Annotated in this window: 15 protein-coding genes; 13 read left to right on the top strand and 2 right to left on the bottom strand. The window is 41.9% G+C overall.

The annotated features are described in order from the left end of the window. Window position 1 precedes the first annotated feature (1 nt). From B5Y67_RS12695 to B5Y67_RS12705, 3 genes are read left to right on the top strand one after another with little or no spacing between them, the layout of a single operon-like run. Entirely contained in the window at window positions 2-1,105 is a 1,104-nt protein-coding gene (locus B5Y67_RS12695; RefSeq protein WP_088226805.1) for an ABC transporter substrate-binding protein, read from the top strand. 9 nt (window positions 1,106-1,114) lie between these two features. After that, a complete protein-coding gene (locus B5Y67_RS12700) occupies window positions 1,115-2,164 on the top strand; it encodes an iron ABC transporter permease (RefSeq protein ID WP_242975957.1) in 1,050 nt (349 codons plus the stop codon). Then, window positions 2,161-2,934, top strand: coding sequence for an ABC transporter ATP-binding protein (locus tag B5Y67_RS12705; protein ID WP_088226807.1), 774 nt, complete (start codon window positions 2,161-2,163; stop codon window positions 2,932-2,934). Before B5Y67_RS12700 ends, B5Y67_RS12705 begins: the two co-directional genes overlap by 4 nt. A 47-nt stretch (window positions 2,935-2,981) precedes the next feature. On the opposite strand, the gene B5Y67_RS12710 is transcribed toward B5Y67_RS12705, so the two are convergent. Beyond that, window positions 2,982-4,589, bottom strand: coding sequence for a gamma-glutamyltransferase family protein (locus tag B5Y67_RS12710; RefSeq protein ID WP_088226808.1), 1,608 nt, complete (start codon window positions 4,587-4,589; stop codon window positions 2,982-2,984). A gap of 149 nt (window positions 4,590-4,738) precedes the next feature. Between B5Y67_RS12710 and B5Y67_RS12715 the strand changes: the two genes are divergently transcribed. The 9 genes from B5Y67_RS12715 to ppsA all read left to right on the top strand — a co-directional run bounded on the left by B5Y67_RS12715 (window position 4,739) and on the right by ppsA (window position 15,636). Beyond that, window positions 4,739-5,623: an AraC family transcriptional regulator gene (locus tag B5Y67_RS12715; RefSeq protein WP_088226809.1), complete on the top strand. Its 885-nt coding sequence runs from the start codon at window positions 4,739-4,741 to the stop codon at window positions 5,621-5,623. 305 nt (window positions 5,624-5,928) lie between these two features. Beyond that, entirely contained in the window at window positions 5,929-6,135 is a 207-nt protein-coding gene (locus B5Y67_RS25920) for a hypothetical protein (protein ID WP_242975958.1), read from the top strand. Next, entirely contained in the window at window positions 6,126-6,878 is a 753-nt protein-coding gene (locus B5Y67_RS12720) for a hypothetical protein (protein ID WP_242975959.1), read from the top strand. The genes B5Y67_RS25920 and B5Y67_RS12720 overlap by 10 nt, the downstream gene beginning before the upstream one ends. Before the next feature lie 497 nt (window positions 6,879-7,375). Continuing rightward, window positions 7,376-9,301 carry an oligopeptide transporter, OPT family gene (locus B5Y67_RS12725; RefSeq protein WP_088226810.1) on the top strand — a complete coding sequence of 642 codons (1,926 nt, stop codon included), beginning with the start codon at window positions 7,376-7,378 and terminating at the stop codon, window positions 9,299-9,301. 10 nt (window positions 9,302-9,311) lie between these two features. Next, the gene (locus B5Y67_RS12730; RefSeq protein ID WP_242975960.1) at window positions 9,312-9,677 is read left to right on the top strand and encodes a PqqD family protein; all 366 of its coding nucleotides are present in this window, start codon (window positions 9,312-9,314) and stop codon (window positions 9,675-9,677) included. Window positions 9,678-9,679: 2 nt separating this feature from the next. Continuing rightward, complete coding sequence (gene pepV / locus B5Y67_RS12735; protein ID WP_088226812.1) at window positions 9,680-11,071, top strand: dipeptidase PepV; 1,392 nt, start codon at window positions 9,680-9,682, stop codon at window positions 11,069-11,071. 366 nt (window positions 11,072-11,437) lie between these two features. Continuing rightward, window positions 11,438-12,070: a CatB-related O-acetyltransferase gene (locus tag B5Y67_RS12740; protein WP_088226813.1), complete on the top strand. Its 633-nt coding sequence runs from the start codon at window positions 11,438-11,440 to the stop codon at window positions 12,068-12,070. Window positions 12,071-12,307: 237 nt separating this feature from the next. After that, entirely contained in the window at window positions 12,308-12,931 is a 624-nt protein-coding gene (locus B5Y67_RS12745; protein WP_088226814.1) for a helix-turn-helix domain-containing protein, read from the top strand. Between the two features lie 68 nt (window positions 12,932-12,999). Continuing rightward, complete coding sequence (ppsA, locus tag B5Y67_RS12750) at window positions 13,000-15,636, top strand: phosphoenolpyruvate synthase (RefSeq protein WP_088226815.1); 2,637 nt, start codon at window positions 13,000-13,002, stop codon at window positions 15,634-15,636. A gap of 180 nt (window positions 15,637-15,816) precedes the next feature. Here ppsA and B5Y67_RS12755 read toward each other — a convergent pair whose 3' ends face one another. Continuing rightward, on the bottom strand, window positions 15,817-16,227 hold the full coding sequence (locus B5Y67_RS12755; protein ID WP_088226816.1) for a molybdenum cofactor biosynthesis protein MoaE: 411 nt from the start codon (window positions 16,225-16,227) through the stop codon (window positions 15,817-15,819). Window positions 16,228-16,405: 178 nt separating this feature from the next. Between B5Y67_RS12755 and B5Y67_RS12765 the strand changes: the two genes are divergently transcribed. After that, window positions 16,406-16,951, top strand: coding sequence for a peroxiredoxin (locus B5Y67_RS12765; RefSeq protein ID WP_207652419.1), 546 nt, complete (start codon window positions 16,406-16,408; stop codon window positions 16,949-16,951). Window positions 16,952-17,117: the final 166 nt, after the last annotated feature.

Raw genomic sequence — 17,117 nt, forward strand, 5'->3', positions numbered from 1 at the left:
AATGAAAAATAAACGGTTTAAATTTGTCGCCTGGGCTATATGTGCTGTTATTCTGACCTTTTCTATTGCAGGTTGTTCAACTACTTCCGCCACACAGCCTGCCTCGCAGTCAGTTTCAGCCGCAGCGTCGGATAAGCGGGAAATAACCGACATGCTGGGCAATAAAGTTAAGATCCCGGCTAAAGTCAACAAAGTATTTTGCACGAGCCCGATAGGGACCTACATTGTCTATACTTTAGCCCCGGACAAGCTGCTGGGCTGGAACTCCAAGATGTCCTATGACGAGCTTAAATACATAAGCCCTAAATACAAAAACCTTCAGGTTCTGGGCGGAACAATGGGCGGTCAAAACACGTTCAATACGGAAGCAATCACCGCTCTTTCTCCCGACATCATTTTGGACTTTGCTTACAATGGTCAAACCAGCGACATGGTAACTGAGCTTGGCAAGCAAACCGGAATCCCTGTTGTACTAATGGACAGTGCCTTGAAATCGACCGCTGCTTCTTACCGCTTGCTGGGGAAAATACTTGGCGTGGAAGACAGAGGAAACATGCTGGCCGATTATGTCCAGAAATCCCTTGACCAAACTGCCGCTATGGTCGCCAAAATCCCTGCCAATAAAAAGGTCAAGATTTATTACGCTGAAAGCGCGGACGGTCTCAAAACGGATGGTAACGATTCAATGCATACCGAGGTCATTAATTTCGTCAATGCAACCAATGTCGTCACTATGGATACATCAACGTCAGGCAAAGGTGCTTCCGTTTCCATGGAGCAGGTCTTGAAATGGAACCCTGATGTTATTCTGGTCAACTCTCAGATGGGCGGGAGCAATTTCCTTAAAACTGTCTATACGGACAAAACCTGGGCCGACGTTAAAGCCGTTCAGGCCAAGAGAATTTATGTACCCGCTTCGCTGCCTTTCGGTTGGTTTGACCGTCCTCCCTGCATTGCGAGAGTTATAGGCGTAGAATGGCTGGCAGCCAAATTGTATCCGGATTATGTCAAAGTAGATTTGAAGAGTGATGTTAAAAATTTCTATAAGACCTTCTACGGAGTGGAGATCACGGATGCCCAGGCAGATTCTCTGATCAATGGTTAAATGGGCAGCATGAAAAAATTAGAGAACAAATTAAAAACTTCCCCACAGCTCCCGCTGATTTCAGTGATGACCGCTTTAGCCCTTTTACCCCTTGCTGCTTTTTTAGTATCCCTTAGCTTTGGAAGATACGGTATTCCGCTGCTGCAGCTTATGCAGATTCTTTTCGGCAAACTATTCGGACTGACCCCGACCTGGCCGGATACGCTGGAGAAGGTTTTATTCAACGTACGGATTCCCCGCATCCTGTGCGCCATGATGGTAGGGGCGGCTTTGGCAGGCTCCGGCGCTGCTTATCAGGGAGTTTTCAAGAACCCTATGGTTTCTCCGGATATCCTGGGAGCATCGGCCGGAGCGGGCTTCGGAGCAGCCTTCGCCATCCTGAATAATTACAACATTATAGGCATTGAACTAACCGCTTTCCTCTTCGGAATAGCGGCCGTTGCTGCAACTTATTTTCTAGGACAGGCTATAGGACGAAATATGAATACTGTGCTTATTCTCGTACTTACGGGCATGGTAGTACAAAGCCTTTTCGCCGCTTTCACCTCGGTAATCAAGTATGAGGCTGACCCGAACAACAAACTGCCCGAAATCACTTTCTGGTTAATGGGCGGACTTACATCGTCGACACAGAAACAGGTTTGGATGATGATTTTCCCCTTTCTGGCCGGATTAGCGATACTTTTTCTGCTGCGCTGGAAAATAAACATTCTCTCTTTCGGTGATGAGGAAGCCAAGGCCTTGGGAATAGATACTCTGAAAATCCGGGTTATTATAATAATGGCCTCAACTCTGCTTACCTCAGCATCAATAGCCATCTCCGGTATGATAGGCTGGGTGGGCCTGATCATCCCTCACTTAGCGCGTCTTATCGTCGGACCGAACTATAAGGTTTTGCTGCCCGCTTCCGTCTTGATGGGAGCAGCATTTCTTCTGCTTGTTGACGACGTGGCCCGGACGGTGCTTGTAACAGAAATACCCTTGAGCATCTTAACGGCAATTATCGGTGCCCCATTTTTCATTTATTTATTGTTTAAAGGAAGGAGCTCCTGGGAATGAAGCTGGAGGTGTGTTCCGCTGTTTGCGGATACGGCAGGAGAGATGTGATAAAGGGAATTTCTTTCAGCGTTTCATCCAAGGAAATTTTTTGCCTGCTCGGTCCTAATGGGGTGGGCAAGACCACATTGTTTAAGACAGTGCTCGGTTTTTTGAAGCTGCGGGGAGGCTCAATTAACGTGGACGGAGAAGATATCAGCCAATGGTCAAGGAAAAAATATGCTCAGGTCATAGGTTATGTTCCCCAAACCCATACTCCTCCCTTTCCTTTCGCTGTTTCAGATGTGGTTATTATGGGACGGACGGCTCACCTGGGTTCTTTCTCAACTCCTGCCCTGGAGGACAGGATCATTGTCAGGGACGTAATGGAAGAGTTGGGTATAATGCATCTCAAAGACAGGATATATACGGAGATAAGCGGTGGTGAACGGCAGATGGTCTTAATAGCCAGAGCCCTTGCTCAGCAGCCTCAGTTTCTTGTCATGGACGAACCGACTTCCAATCTTGATTTTGGCAACCAAATGCTGGTGCTTCGGCAGATCAGAAAGCTAAGCGCTAGGGGAATAGGAGTCATAATGACATCTCATTTCCCGGATCACGCCTTTTTATGCTCCTCAAAGGTAGCCCTGCTCCGTAAAGAAGGTTTTGAAATAGGCAGGCCCGACGAAATAGTGACGGAAGAAAACCTTCAGGAAGTATATGGCGTACGCGTAAAAATAACCAGCACGCCGGTGGCCGGTGGTTTGGTCAAGGCCTGCGTTCCACTGATTTAAGGGAGGAAGATTTGGAATCACCCAGGGGTAAATGCTCTTGGGTTTTCTTACCAGGCTGCGACGCAACCGTCCGTACGCGGCTCTGTGGCACCGGCTAAAACGCCATGTTCATCACGCCATATTATCTCTCCGCGGCCAAAGCCACCTGAACCCAAAGCCCATTTAATATCGTGACCTCTCCGAGCAAGGTCTTGAGCAATATGCTCAGGCAATTGATGCTCAATTTCTACTGTTTTTCCTTCGACCCATTGCCAGCGCGGAGCATCTAAAGCCGCTTGGGGGTTTAAAGCAAAATCCAGGCAATTCATGATAACCTGCACATGGCCTTGGGGTTGCATAAAGCCTCCCATCACTCCGAAAGGCCCTACAGCCTGTGAATCCTTGGTAAGAAAGCCGGGAATTATTGTGTGATATGGCTTTTTTCCTGGCCCCAGACAATTTGGATGTAAAGGATCAAGGGAGAAATTATGGCCTCGGTTATGTAAGGCGATACCCGTTCCGGGAACAACCAATCCGGACCCAAATCCCATATAGTTACTTTGTATATAGGAGACCATATTTCCTTTTGAATCAGCTGTTGCCAGATAAACAGTACCACCTCGATCAGGTGAACCTGGGGAGGGTAAAGCGGCTTTCTGGCTTATGAGTTGACGTCGTTTCGCCGCATAGGGTTCGGATAGCAGGTCTTCAACCCGCAAAGTCATATTTTTGGGGTCAGCGATAAATTTCTTTCCATCTGCAAAAGCAAGTTTAATTGCTTCAATTTGTGTATGATAGGCTTCATTTCGATCCATTGTTGAAAAATCAAAGCCTTTAAGGATATTAAGAGCTAATAAAGCTACCAAGCCATGTCCATTTGGCGGCATCTCCCAAACATCATAACCGCGATAATTAACTTTAATTGGCTCGACCCATTCCGGTTGGAAAGAGGAGAGATCTTCCTGACGTAAAAAACCACCGGTTGTTCGTGAAAATTGGTCAATTTTTCTGGCCAGATCACCTTGATAGAAGGCTTGGGCCTTTGTATCGGCGATTATCTGCAGTGTCTGAGCATGGTCAGGTGATTGCCACATTTCGCCTATCTCAGGGGCTCTTCCTCGTGGGGCAAACGTTTCAAACCAATAACGGAATTTCTCACCCTTTAGTTCGTTGCTATATTCTTTAAACGCCGAATTCCAATAATACCCTAAAGTAGGAGAGATCGGATAACCACGTTCAGCATATTCTATCGCCGGACGTAAGACTTTGGTCAATGGCAACTCACCGAAGCGCTCGGAAAGTGCAGCCCATGCAGCAGGTATGCCTGGAACGACAACAGGAAGCCAGCCATATTTAGGAATTTCATGATGGCCTGCTTTGGATAGTTCTGATAGGGTTAAACTTTGAGGAGAGGGTCCGCTGGAATTGAGACCATAAATTTGATTGTTTACCCAAACCAGTGCAAAGGCGTCACCGCCAATGCCATTTGAGGTTGGCTCGACGACTGTAAGGCAGGCAGCTGTGGCTATTGCAGCATCTATAGCGTTACCGCCGCGTTTTAATATTTCCAAACCTGCTTGAGCTGCTAAAGGCTGCGAGGTAGCTACCATACCGTTACGAGCATAGACGGTCTGGCGTTTTGACGAGAAGGGATGGTATAACGGATCGTATTGCATTGTGTATTCCTCCATTCAAAGTTTGCAATTAGGACATGGTGAAAGAAGGCTTCACTGGGTTGATAGTAATCCTACATTAATTATACAGGAAAAGTCGGATAGATAATTATAACTCCTGATATTCTATTGATAAGAGAGGAGGTCATTACGTGGATTCTTTAAAAACGATGAATGACGCATTAAATTATATTGAGGAGAACCTTACCAATGATATTGATTTTAATGAAGTTTCGAGATTAGCTTTCTGCTCGGCGTATCATTTTCAAAGAATGTTTTCTTTCCTTGCTGGTATCACGCTTACAGAGTACATTCGCCGCAGGCGACTTACCATTGCAGCCTTTGAACTTAATAATAGCAATATTAAAGTAATTGATGTGGCGATTAAATACGGATACAACTCCGCCGATTCATTTACAAGAGCATTTCAAAACTTGCATGGGATAACTCCATCAGAAGCAAGGTTTAATGGTCAATTACTAAAAGCATATCCAAGAATGACCTTTCAATTAGCAATAAAAGGAGGAAATGAATTGAACTATCGAATAGTAGAAAAAGAAGCATTTAGAATCATTGGTATCAAGAAAAGAGTTCCGATAATCTTTAATGGGGTTAATCCAGAGATTGCCTCTATGTGGAAAGGTCTAAATAAGGACATGATTTATAAACTTAATGAGCTTTCTAATGAGGAGCCATTGGGGATAATAAGTGCATCTATAAACTTTTCAGATGAACGCATGGAGGAAAAGGGAGAACTTGACCATTATATTGGCGTGGCGACAACAAGAGAATGCCCAGATAACCTTACAAAACTTGAAGTTTCTGCTTCAACATGGGCTGTTTTTCAATCTGAAGGGCTATTTCCAGATACTTTGCAAAATGTTTGGGGCCGTATTTATGCTGAATGGTTTCCGTCTTCAAATTATGAGCGTGCAGAGGGACCATCAATCTTATGGACCGAGCAAAAAAGAGATATGACATCATCAGCTTTCAGAAGTGAAATATGGATACCGATTAGGAAAAACAATACTATTTAGTCTCATTATTCGTATTTGCTGCCCTAGTATGCGTCAATTACAAAATCAATCGATCGGGCGTTCGCCTCTTTGCCGAAAACCAGCCGGTAGGCAATGGAATTATGGATCGCTCTTGCATAGTGCTAATACAAATGCCGTCCACTTTATGTAGTTGGACGGCATTTCCTTTTAGAATTGAAAACTTTTTTGTATTGTCCATAACTATGAAGGTAACCGATTGTAGTATAGAGAATCTCTAAATATTGGTATGTCATCGAGTATGTTTTAATTTCATACAGATATTCTGAGGAATGGAGGACTGAAAGATGGAAAAATACCCTTTACCCGAGGCTGATACCTGCAAGACATGGCAGAAACGACTTAAAGTAATATGTTTCATAGGGCTCGTTCTAATCATTTTTACCAGCCTTGGAATTAGTCTTGTATGCAATAGAGCAGGAAGTGCGGTTGAAAAAGATATTCTCTCAGTAGCAGAAGTTAGGCGCACCGTTGTGAATCCGGTTTGTCATTAACTTCAAATTCAATGGTGAACCCAGCTGACTACAAAATGGGTCAAGTTGAACCCCAAATTTATGAAATCAAGAATTTTGATGGAATGCTATTTATCTATAAGTTTACTTCTATCGGGGAGCGGGACACAATCTATGATCAATGGCAAGACAATAATAAGAAAATCAGTAATAGTTTATACTTAAATATGTTTTCGTCAAAATGGCAATATAATCGAGCCTACGCCGCCAAAAATACAATCATAGTTGTTTCTTTGAGTCAGTTTCCCGGCGAAGAGTATGCGCAGAAAATTTCACCGAGACTAAGGAACTTAGGTAAGGCAATTTTTTATAATTTAAATGAAGGACAACAAATCGTGTATCAAGGAGAAGGAAATAATTGGCGTGGAAAAGTCATAATAAATTACTACAATCACTTTTGGACAGATGATAAAGGGGTTCTCCGAGATGATTGCTGGAATCATAGGCAACCCGTAATAGAGTTTAAAGGGGACCCAGGTAATATTCAGGGAGATTTTAGTTATGAATTTAAGTCTGCCATAGATGAATTTGGGGGAACGGACTCTAAGGGGTTTGATGCAAGCCGATTCACTAAAAATGATAGTGCTGCGAACTATGGTGGTGTAATACTTGGTTTTGGAGGGATAGGTGGGAGCGGGGCGATGCCTCCAAAAGATAATGTTTATAGGCTTACGGTTAAATGGAATAACAAGCAGGAGACTTTTGATTTAAAGGATTCTGAATAAGTAAGACAATATGTGTTTATCTTTAGCTGAGCGAGTTCGCTTACCATGTGATTCACTGTTATTTACACTAGAACCTGACTGCAAAGAAACCCTCATCATTCGTGATGGGGGTTTCTTTTACGTAAACGATCAGTATGTACATTATTTCAACGGTGGTTATTGTAGTAGACTTGGTGAACGCGGATAGAAAAATGACATTAACCTGTAGCAGAAATGCCAATCCATAAAGTTAGTTTTTAGTATTAAAATTCTTATTCTGTTCTAATACTATTAAACGTTCTTTGATAGTGGACAACAACACAAAAAGTCCGCCATAGAGAGACAATGCTGTTTTTGTCTATTTTGAAACAATATGTATTAAGTTCTTAAAAGCTTTAAATCATTAAAGACTTGTATAAAAACGGTGTTGCATAATTATTTTGATATTTGAATGCAAAATGCAGAATACTATAGAATGATGTCGAAATATTTAAATTTAAATTCAGGAGGTAAATTTAATGGAAAAGAGAGGTCTGGATCATTCGGCTTACGGTGGAGTCAATGGAGAAGATTATATTCCATACATACCTGCCAGCGAAGCCATGCCTGAAGTCACAGTAGTTTCGTTAGTCATGGGGGTTTTATTTGCCGCACTATTTGCTGCCGCCAATACATATCTCGGACTTAAGGTAGGAATGACAATTGCCGCTGGGATTCCATCGGCGGTCCTGGCTACCGGAATACTTAAAGGACTTTTCAAACACAACAATGTCTTAGAAGCTAACATGATTCAATCCATTGCCGCTATGGGTGAAGCTTTGGCGGGCGGGATAATTTTTACGTTACCGGCTATTATTATTTGGGGGTTAGAGTTAAAATTATCAACGATCATAGTCGCTACATTGCTCGGGGGATTGATAGGTATTTTCTTCGTCGTTCCCTTGCGTAAATATCTGACGGTTGAAGAACACGGGAAACTTATTTTTCCTGAAAGTATGGCAGCTGCCGAAATCCTGGCTACCGGCAGTTCCGGCGGCACCGGATTTAAGACGGTACTTACAGGTTTGTTGTATGGCGGCGGTTATAAACTGTTATCCGGTGGTTTTGCACTCTGGATGGAGGAACCGGAATGGACAATCAAACCCTTGCAGAGTACTGTCTTTGGTGTTGATACATTGGCATCGCTTGCCGGAGTCGGTTTTATCATCGGTATCGAAGCTGCTCTATACATGTTTGCCGGTGCACTGGTGGCCTGGTTCGGGTTAATCCCTTTAATTAAATACGTAGGTGCAGGGCTTACTACACCATTGTTCCCTTCCACGACCTTAATCTCGAAAATGAGTGCTTCAGCGATCTGGAGCAGTTATATACGGTACGTGGGAGCAGGAGCTGTGGCTGCAGGTGGATTTATCAGTTTAGGCAGATCATTGCCCACGATTGGCCGCTCATTCAAATCAGCGATGGGGGGACTGGGAAAAGGAACTGTCAGCGATAAACGTACAGATATAGATGCGCCGATAATTTGGGTTATTGGGGCGGCAGTTTTTGTATTCCTTCTTGCTTGGTTATTGCCTATGATTTCTATCGGACCGATTGGGTCGCTTCTGGTGGTTATTTTTGCCTTCTTCTTTGCCGTGGTTTCTGCTCGGATGTGCGGAATTGTCGGGGCTTCCAATAATCCGGTGTCGGGAATGACCATCGCTTCCTTGCTGTTTATCACGGCTGTGTTAAAAGCTACAGGGTTAACTGGTCAGCAGGGGATGGTCGCTGCTATCCTGGCAGGTTCTATTGTCTGTATTGCCATTGCGGTGTCCGGTGATGCAGCCCAAGCTCTTAAGACTACCCATATCATTGGGGGCACGCCGAAACGAGTGGAATTCAGCATGTATGCAGGTGTAGCTTTCGCCTCTGTTTTTTCCGGTTTGGTTTTGCTCATGCTAAATCATACTTACGGGATTGGTTCCGATGCTGTTGCTGCACCTCAGGCGACTTTGATGTCCATGGTTGTTAAAGGTGTTATGACAGGTCAGATACCCTGGATTCTTGTTATTATCGGTGTTACGTTCGGAGTGATGTGCGCCTTAATGAGATTACCGGTTTTGCCGGTGGCACTTGGTCTCTATTTGCCGATTCATCTCAGTGCTGGTATCTTAGTAGGAGGTTTGATCAGAGTTTTTGTTGACCGGAAATTCCGTAACAATAGTGATCAATTAAAGGAAAAGGTGGAAAAAGGAATTCTGCTGGCCTCCGGGCTTGTCGCCGGGGATGCGATTATGGGCATCGTGATTGCGGTATTTGCTACGTTGAGTATTAATATCGGCTTTGGAGCTAATATTTTACCGGGAATTACCGGCAGCCCATATACGGCAATGCTTCTTTATATTCTGTTAGCTGTCTGGATGTACCGGGTTACTGTCAAGAAAGATACGAAACAGAATGGGTGAGAATATATCTATGATTAAGAAGAAAAACAGAGAAGATAATTATCTATGTTACATCCCATGGAAACAACACCAAAAATGGGAATCAAGAAACGGAAAAGTGTTTCTCTTCTTTGAACATGATAAACTGATTGAGAAGTTTGCTCGTTGGTTAGTGAAAAAGCCGAACATTAGTGATGTTGAATTGGATGAAGTAGGCTCGCAGGTTTGGTCCTATATTGATGGCAAGTGTACGGTGTTCGAGATCGGACAAAAACTGCAGAAACTCTTTGGGACTGAGTTTGATCCCAAGTATCAAAGACTAATTTCCTATTTGAACTATCTTAACAAAAAAGGCTGGATCTTGTTTAGGAGAGGTCCGCAGCTACAGGGGGATTAAAGATGGAACTAAACAAACAAATAGAACAAGATAAAAATGATCTGATTCAATCTGTTCAGGAACTTGTTCGAATCAGAAGTATCCAGGGTGAGGCACAGGAAGGTAAACCCTTCGGTGCTGACGTAGACGAAGCTCTTAATAAGGCGCTGGCAATTGCTGAGAAAATGGGATTCAGAACCGTTAATTTGGATGGCTTCATTGGATATGCCGAGTACGGTGAAGGGGAAGATTATGTAGGTATTCTCGGGCATCTTGATGTGGTGCCTGAAGGCGATGGCTGGCTTTATCCTCCTTATGCCGCGGAGATTCATGACGGGAAAATTTATGGACGAGGAACTATGGATGATAAAGCGCCGATTATAGCTGCCCTTTATGGCCTTAAAGCTATCAAGGATCTCCAGCTTCCACTGAAGCATAGGGTTAGAGTAATATTTGGCACGAATGAAGAAAGCGGTTGTCAGGAAATGGAGTATTATCTCTCCAAGGAAAAAGCACCGGTCTCCGGTTTTACCCCTGATGCTGAATATCCAATAATCTATGCCGAAAAAGGGATTACTTTTTTTGATTTGGTGAGAAAGCTGGAGGCAAACCACGAGGGTGACATTGTAATCAAGACTATTAAGGGCGGACAACGAGCGAATATGGTGCCTGATTATTGTGAGGCACAAGTTGTGGCGAAGGATTCAGCAAAACTTATTAAAACCATTGAAGAATTTGCAGGCAGTACTGGTTATGCTGTCTTTGCAGAACCACAAGATAGGGGAGTAGTTATTAAGTCGAAGGGTGTTTCGGCTCATGGCAGCCTGCCTCATCTGGGCAAAAACGCCATCATGCAAATGATGCAATTGTTAGAGCAATTGCCGCTGGGTGACGATGACACAGCCAAATTTATTGCCTTCTTAAATAAGTATGTCGGGATGGAGACGGACGGAAAATCATTTGGGGTTGACCTTGAGGACAAGGAGTCCGGAAAGCTGTCTTTCAATGTTGGGATTATTTCTTTAGAGGATAAAGAAGTGCGTTTGGGTTTAAATTTGCGTTATCCGGTGACCTTTTGCTTAGAGGATATGATGGATCTAATCTATAAACGCCTTGAGGGGACAGGGATCCAGGTTGAACTAAATCTGCATCAAAAGCCTTTGTATTTTTCAGTTGATCACCCCTTAATTAAATCTTTGCAAAAAGTTTATACAGAACAGACCGGAAAGGAGGCCACGTTATTAGCCATTGGCGGCGGTACTTATGCCAAAGAAATGCCTAATATTGTTGCCTTTGGGCCAATAATGCCTGGTGAGGAAGATCTTGACCATCAAGCTAATGAATATATTAAGATAGAACATTTAGTACTTAATGCCAAGATCTACGCTCACGCCATATATGAATTAGCTAAGTAACATAAGACAATAATGTAATAATGCCTTGCAAACTGATCCCGGTTTAACTTAAAGAAAGTTGAACCGGGATTTGATATGCTTTTTTACCCGAATTTCAAACTATAAAAGAGATGAACGAGTGGGAATGCCACGGCGGAAGGTGAAGAACAAAAAGGAATTAACATTAAAAAAGTAAATGATTTTAACGGGATGCTTTTTGATAAATTGTAGAGTAGTATGTTATGGAAGGTGTATCTCTGATGAAAGATATCATAAATGCTAATTTGATATTTAATCTTAATATATCTTGAAAGTTGGTGATAAAGTGAAGGATTGTATTGTGATTACTGGAATAGTTAAATAAAGATCAAGGCTAAGGAGGATTTTATGACTATTCCAGATGAAAAAATATACCCGCGGACTAATGACTTTAAAACAGTTTATTTAAAAAGTGTAATCACAAATCCCAATATCATCGTTGGCGATTATACAATGTATAATGATTTTGCTTCTGCCCCCACGCAATTTGAAAGAAATAATGTGCTATATCACTATCCTATTAATACAGACAGATTGATTATTGGCAAATTTTGTTCTATAGCTTGTGGAGCAAAGTTTCTTTTTACCAGTGCCAATCACACTCTTAAATCACTTTCCACGTATCCATTTCCATTATTCTTTGAAGAATGGAATCTGGATAAAAAACATGTTACATCTGCATGGGATAATAAGGGTGATATTGTAATTGGTAATGATGTTTGGATAGGATACGAAGCAGTCATCTTATCCGGGGTTCATATAGGTGATGGTGCAATCATCGGAACAAGAGCGGTTGTAACAAAGGATATACCTCCATATACAATTGTCGGCGGTATTCCCGCAAAAGAAATCAAAAAACGTTTTGATATAGAAACAATTAAAAAACTGCAGCAGATAAAATGGTGGAATTGGTCTTTTGAAAAGATACAGAAATTTTTGCCTTATATTATGGATGGAGAAGTTGATAAGTTAACTCATTGAAATTTCCCATCCCATAATGGCATGATGTGTGATGATTTGTGTAATAGTCATTTCATCTTTTATAGGGTATGCGTTAAATAACAAAAAGCTGGTTTCTTCAAAGTGGAGGAACTGGCTTTTTGTATTTTTGCGAGGGTATTTATTTTTAAGCTCAATAGGGAATGCTCTTGACCGAATCGGTTTAGAGAGGTATACTTGCATCAACCGATTCGGTCGAAAAACTTTGGAGGTGAGATTTTGGAGAAATTTTTAAGTTTACCTCGAGAGAAACAAAATGTCATCATTGATGCAGCTCTTAGAATGTTTGGCTCAAATGGCTATAAAAAAGCCTCTGTTAGTGATATTGCTGTTGCAGCTGGAATTTCCAAGGCTATGGTATTTCATTACTTTGGCACCAAAAAAGCGTTATATCTCTATCTGATTAATTTGTGCGGCTCCATCATGATGAATGAAATTAATGAAAAGTTCGATAATAGCATTACTGATTTTTTTGACAGAATTAAAATGTCATCACAAATTGAAATTTCCGTTATGAAAAAGCACGCTGCGATACCCTCTTTTTTAACGAGTATGTACTTTGAAAATGATGAAGAAGTTAAAGATGATATAAAAGCTATTTTAGCTGGCGGAGACGATTTTAGAAATAAAATAGCTTTTGAAGGTGTGGATACTTCTAAGTTTAAAGACGAGGTTGATCTTAAACTTGTAATGAAAATGCTTTCCTGGATAGCTGATGGATATACCAAACAACTATCCAATCAGTCAGAGTTTGATTTTGATGTTATGTTGAATGAATTTAATGAATGCTTAGACATGCTTAAAAACAACTTATATAAAGAGGACTACGTGCAAAATCGGTAAGTGAAAATTGTCTGTTGGTCAGTTTTTGGATAGTTATTTCTAAAAGTAGTAAATGGGAGGGAATAGCTATGAATTCATGGTTACTAAGTTTTGAGGAGATCGATAAAACACAGATTACGATAGTTGGAGGCAAAGGGGCAAATCTGGGAGAACTGTCAAGAATTGAAGGAATTCAGGTTCCTGAGGGTTTTTGTCTTACAACGGAAGCCTATAGAAGAATCGTGGAGAATAATGCGGAGTTTATCAGCCTAGTTGAAGAATTATCTGTTCTTAAAGCGGAGGATCGGGGAAAGGTGAGCGAAATCAGTGGGAAAATCCGCAATTTAATTGAAGGAATAATAATTCCCCAGGATATAGACGAAGAGATTATGGTTTACCTTAAAAGGTTGGGGGAAAAGAATGCTTATGCCGTTCGCTCAAGTGCGACTGCCGAAGATTTACCGCTGGCTTCTTTTGCGGGACAGCAGGATACCTATTTAAATATCATAGGAAAAGATGCCATTCTTCGCCACGTAAGCAAGTGCTGGGCCTCGCTTTTTACGGACAGAGCGGTTATTTACCGACTGCAAAACCACTTTGACCATCGCAAGGTCTATCTTTCTGTGGTTATTCAAAAGATGGTTTTTCCACAGGCTTCAGGGGTTATGTTTACGGCAGACCCTGTAACCGCCAATCGAAGAATCACTTCCATTGACGCCAGTTTCGGCCTAGGTGAGGCACTAGTGTCAGGGTTAGTGAATGCTGATATTTACAAAATTAAAGAAGGCGTGATCATTGATAAGAAGATTTCAAGCAAGAAATTAGCCATCTATGGGTTAGAACAAGGGGGAACTGAAAAGAGGGAAATTGATATTGGCCGACAGAATACGCCAACACTGACAGAAGGGCAGATATTACAGCTGGAACAAATGGGCAGGAAAATTGAAAAGCATTTTGGCCGTCCTCAGGATATTGAATGGTGTATAAATGAAGATAAGATCTATATTGTCCAAAGCCGTCCGATTACAACGTTGTATCCTGTGCCGGAAGTGAATAATGATAAGAACCATGTCTTCTTTTCTTTTGGTCACCGACAGATGATGACAGAGGCCATGTCTCCCCTAAGCATAACGTTTTTTCAGGTATTATTTAAACTGATGACTGACTCACCAATGTATGAAGCCGGCGGAAGAATATATGTCGATGTCTCTAACGAAATGAGATCACCGTTTATGAGAAAGTCTTTTGTTAAAGGGCTCTCAGCCATCGATGTGCTTATGCAGAAAGCCTTTTACAATGTGATCAAACGAGAAGATTTTATGAAACATCTCGCTAAAAGTAAGAAGCCAATGGTGGGAGGCAAAGTGATTGCCCGCTGGCTTTTTAAGACAATAGAATGCTATAGAAAAAATGATCCTGCTATAGTGGAAGGTTTTATGGCCCGTAATAGAGCAGCCTTAATGGACTTGGAGCAGCAGGCTCAGACGATTTCCGGAAAGGAACTTTTTGATTTCATTGATAAGAGCATGGTTCAATTAAAGGATATAATCTTTGACACTTATGGAGTTGTTTTTGCCGGAGCCTATGCAACGAACTGGCTAAATAAGCATATGGAGAAATGGTTAGGAGAAAAGAATGCCGCGGATACTCTTGCCCAATCTGTAGCCAATAATGTTACCTCAGAAATGGGCCTTGAACTTTTGGATGTCTCCGATGTCGTTAGAAAGTACCCGGACGTCATGAGCTATTTGGAAAACCCGAGTGATGAAAGCCTATTTGAGGATCTAGCAAATTTAGAGGGAGGGTCTGAGGTTAGTGAGGCCATAAGAGCGTATCTGAAAAAATATGGTATGCGCTGCTCTGCGGAAATAGATATTAGCAGAATTCGCTGGAATGAGAAGCCTACTATATTGGCTCCTCTGATCCTTGGCAATATTAAAGTTTATCCGCCGAATGAGCATATTGCCAAATTCGAGCAAGGCTTGAAGGAAGCTAAGCAGAAAGAGCAGGATATTATTGACAGGCTTCAGCAGCTGCCAGGTGGCAGCTGGAAAGTTAAAAGGACCAAGAAAGCAATCAGCGTTCTTCGCAATTATGCCGGATATCGTGAGTTCAATAAATATGTCCTAGTTTGGTATGAATGGATTGTGAAGCAAGTTCTTATGAAAGAGGCGGAAGCTTTAGTTCGGCGGGGGCGCTTAGAAGAAACTGAGGATATCTATTATCTTAGATATGAGGAATTGAAACAAGTCATAGAAACGAACGAAATAGATTATCAAATGATCAAGAACAGAAAAGAAGACTATAAGATCTATAAGAAGCTTACCCCTCCACGTGTTATTACTTCTGATGGAGAAGTTATTTCCGGTGAATATGATACAAGTAATATCCCAGAAGGTGCTTTGGCTGGGGTGCCTGTTTCGGCGGGAATTATTGAGGGAAGGGCAAGAGTAATACTCAGAATAGAGGATGCCCAAATCGAGGAAGGAGATATTCTAGTTACTATTTTCACCGATCCCAGCTGGACGCCGGTATTTGTTTCAATCAAAGGATTGGTTACGGAGGTTGGAGGGATGATGACTCATGGAGCAGTCGTTGCCAGGGAGTATGGCCTTCCGGCAGTGGTAAGTGTTGAAAATGCAACTACGCTGATAAAGGACGGACAGAAGATTCGGGTAAACGGTAGTGAAGGATATGTGGAAATACTCTCGGAGAAGGAGTGCTAGAGTAGTATTTCTTGTAATTTTAGAAAGCTATAGCAGAGGAAAATAATTTCTTTGCAAATGACCAAAGGCGTTCTCGCTTCAGTTTAGTGGAGTGAGAACGCCTTTATTTAATGTCAGAGCTCATTGAGTCATTGCGCCATTTGTATACTATAAGGAAAAATGACTTGCAATTAAAGCGAATTAATCTTTTTGTTCGATTTCAGTAACACATTCGCATTTAATCTTTTCAACGAGGGATTGCAGGGCGTCAACGACATGTGGTCTGATGTCACCGCCAATCAGCACATACATTATGTCGTCGCCAAGTTCTAGCAGCCCTTCGTTAAGCCAAACCCTGACATGGAAGATGCCGTCCATTTTATAGGTTTCGGCAATCGCTGCATCAACCTTTGCTGCATCATAACTAAAGATCATTCCCGTCACCATTGAACCATCGTCAATTCCATGGCGTACCTTGGCTTTGGGAGTTTGGCGCACAACGCCATTATGAACTAAAAACATTCCTTCCTGTGAAGACGCTCGATCAGCTTTTGCCTCTTTTAGCCATTCATCAATTGATGGCGAGAGCTTTTTAATTTTTCCTTTAATCATAATTTAAAAACCCCTAATTTTTTCAGAAGATTAAATACCAATACATGCTATCAAAAATAGAGCAAAGTTTCAATCTATAGGATTCAAAACTTTCAGATCTAATGTCAAAGTCATACCTTTTTGCGTAATGTAATTTTAGTAAAATGATTAGGGAGGCATAATTATGATTAAACCTACAATGCTTGCCCCCGATTTTTCAGCCGATGCCTATTTCCTAGGTAATAGAACTACAGTTACATTAAGCAGTTATAGAAAAGATTGGGTTGTTTTGTTCTTTTATTCCAGCGATTTTACCTTTGTTTGACCGACAGAGTTGGGAGCCGTGGCTGCCCATCACCACTTCTTTGAGCAATTAGGAGTTAAGGTGCTCGCAATTAGTACTGATAGTGTATTTTCTCATAAAGTTTTTGCTGAAGTTTCTCCGTCTGCCAGAACTATACAGTATCCATTACTCTCTGATAGAACCCACCGCATCTCTCTTGAGTATGGAGTTCTGAGAGAAGAATTAGGATTTACATTTAGAGCAACATTCATTATAGCTCCTGGTGGGGAAGTGAAATATTCCTGTCTGTATCCCCCGGAAGTTGGGCGCAATGTATTAGAAATAATCCGAGTAATTCAGGGACTACAGTACGAGGAAGCGACTGGGTTAGGTGTTCAGGCCGGCTGGCGTCCAGGACAACAAGGGCTGAGGAAAGATTTTAACTTGGTAGGTAAAATATAGCACTTATCCTCATGCTCCCATTTTAAAGAGAATTTTTCCAATTTCCGTTAAAAGGCGTTCTCATTTCACTACGAGTGAAGCGAGAACGCCTTTGGCTATTAATCCGCTTTGTTTTTTTAGAGTTAAGTTTTTAAGCACTCCCATTGATGCCCGTTTCTAATTTGAC

The organism is Desulfosporosinus sp. FKB (genome assembly GCF_002196705.1).
In the GTDB taxonomy this organism is placed as follows: Bacteria; Bacillota; Desulfitobacteriia; order Desulfitobacteriales; family Desulfitobacteriaceae; genus Desulfosporosinus.

What these genes read in the sequence shown, in the direction of transcription:
- ppsA (WP_088226815.1), top strand. Translation starts at nt 13,000, where the DNA reads ATGAATTCATGGTTACTAAGTTTTGAGGAGATCGATAAAACACAGATT.
- B5Y67_RS12730 (WP_242975960.1), top strand. Translation starts at nt 9,312, where the DNA reads ATGATTAAGAAGAAAAACAGAGAAGATAATTATCTATGTTACATCCCA.
- B5Y67_RS12705 (WP_088226807.1), top strand. Translation starts at nt 2,161, where the DNA reads ATGAAGCTGGAGGTGTGTTCCGCTGTTTGCGGATACGGCAGGAGAGAT.
- B5Y67_RS12725 (WP_088226810.1), top strand. Translation starts at nt 7,376, where the DNA reads ATGGAAAAGAGAGGTCTGGATCATTCGGCTTACGGTGGAGTCAATGGA.
- B5Y67_RS12755 (WP_088226816.1), bottom strand. Translation starts at nt 16,227, where the DNA reads ATGATTAAAGGAAAAATTAAAAAGCTCTCGCCATCAATTGATGAATGG.
- B5Y67_RS12700 (WP_242975957.1), top strand. Translation starts at nt 1,115, where the DNA reads ATGAAAAAATTAGAGAACAAATTAAAAACTTCCCCACAGCTCCCGCTG.
- B5Y67_RS12710 (WP_088226808.1), bottom strand. Translation starts at nt 4,589, where the DNA reads ATGCAATACGATCCGTTATACCATCCCTTCTCGTCAAAACGCCAGACC.
- B5Y67_RS12695 (WP_088226805.1), top strand. Translation starts at nt 2, where the DNA reads ATGAAAAATAAACGGTTTAAATTTGTCGCCTGGGCTATATGTGCTGTT.
- pepV (WP_088226812.1), top strand. Translation starts at nt 9,680, where the DNA reads ATGGAACTAAACAAACAAATAGAACAAGATAAAAATGATCTGATTCAA.
- B5Y67_RS25920 (WP_242975958.1), top strand. Translation starts at nt 5,929, where the DNA reads ATGGAAAAATACCCTTTACCCGAGGCTGATACCTGCAAGACATGGCAG.
- B5Y67_RS12740 (WP_088226813.1), top strand. Translation starts at nt 11,438, where the DNA reads ATGACTATTCCAGATGAAAAAATATACCCGCGGACTAATGACTTTAAA.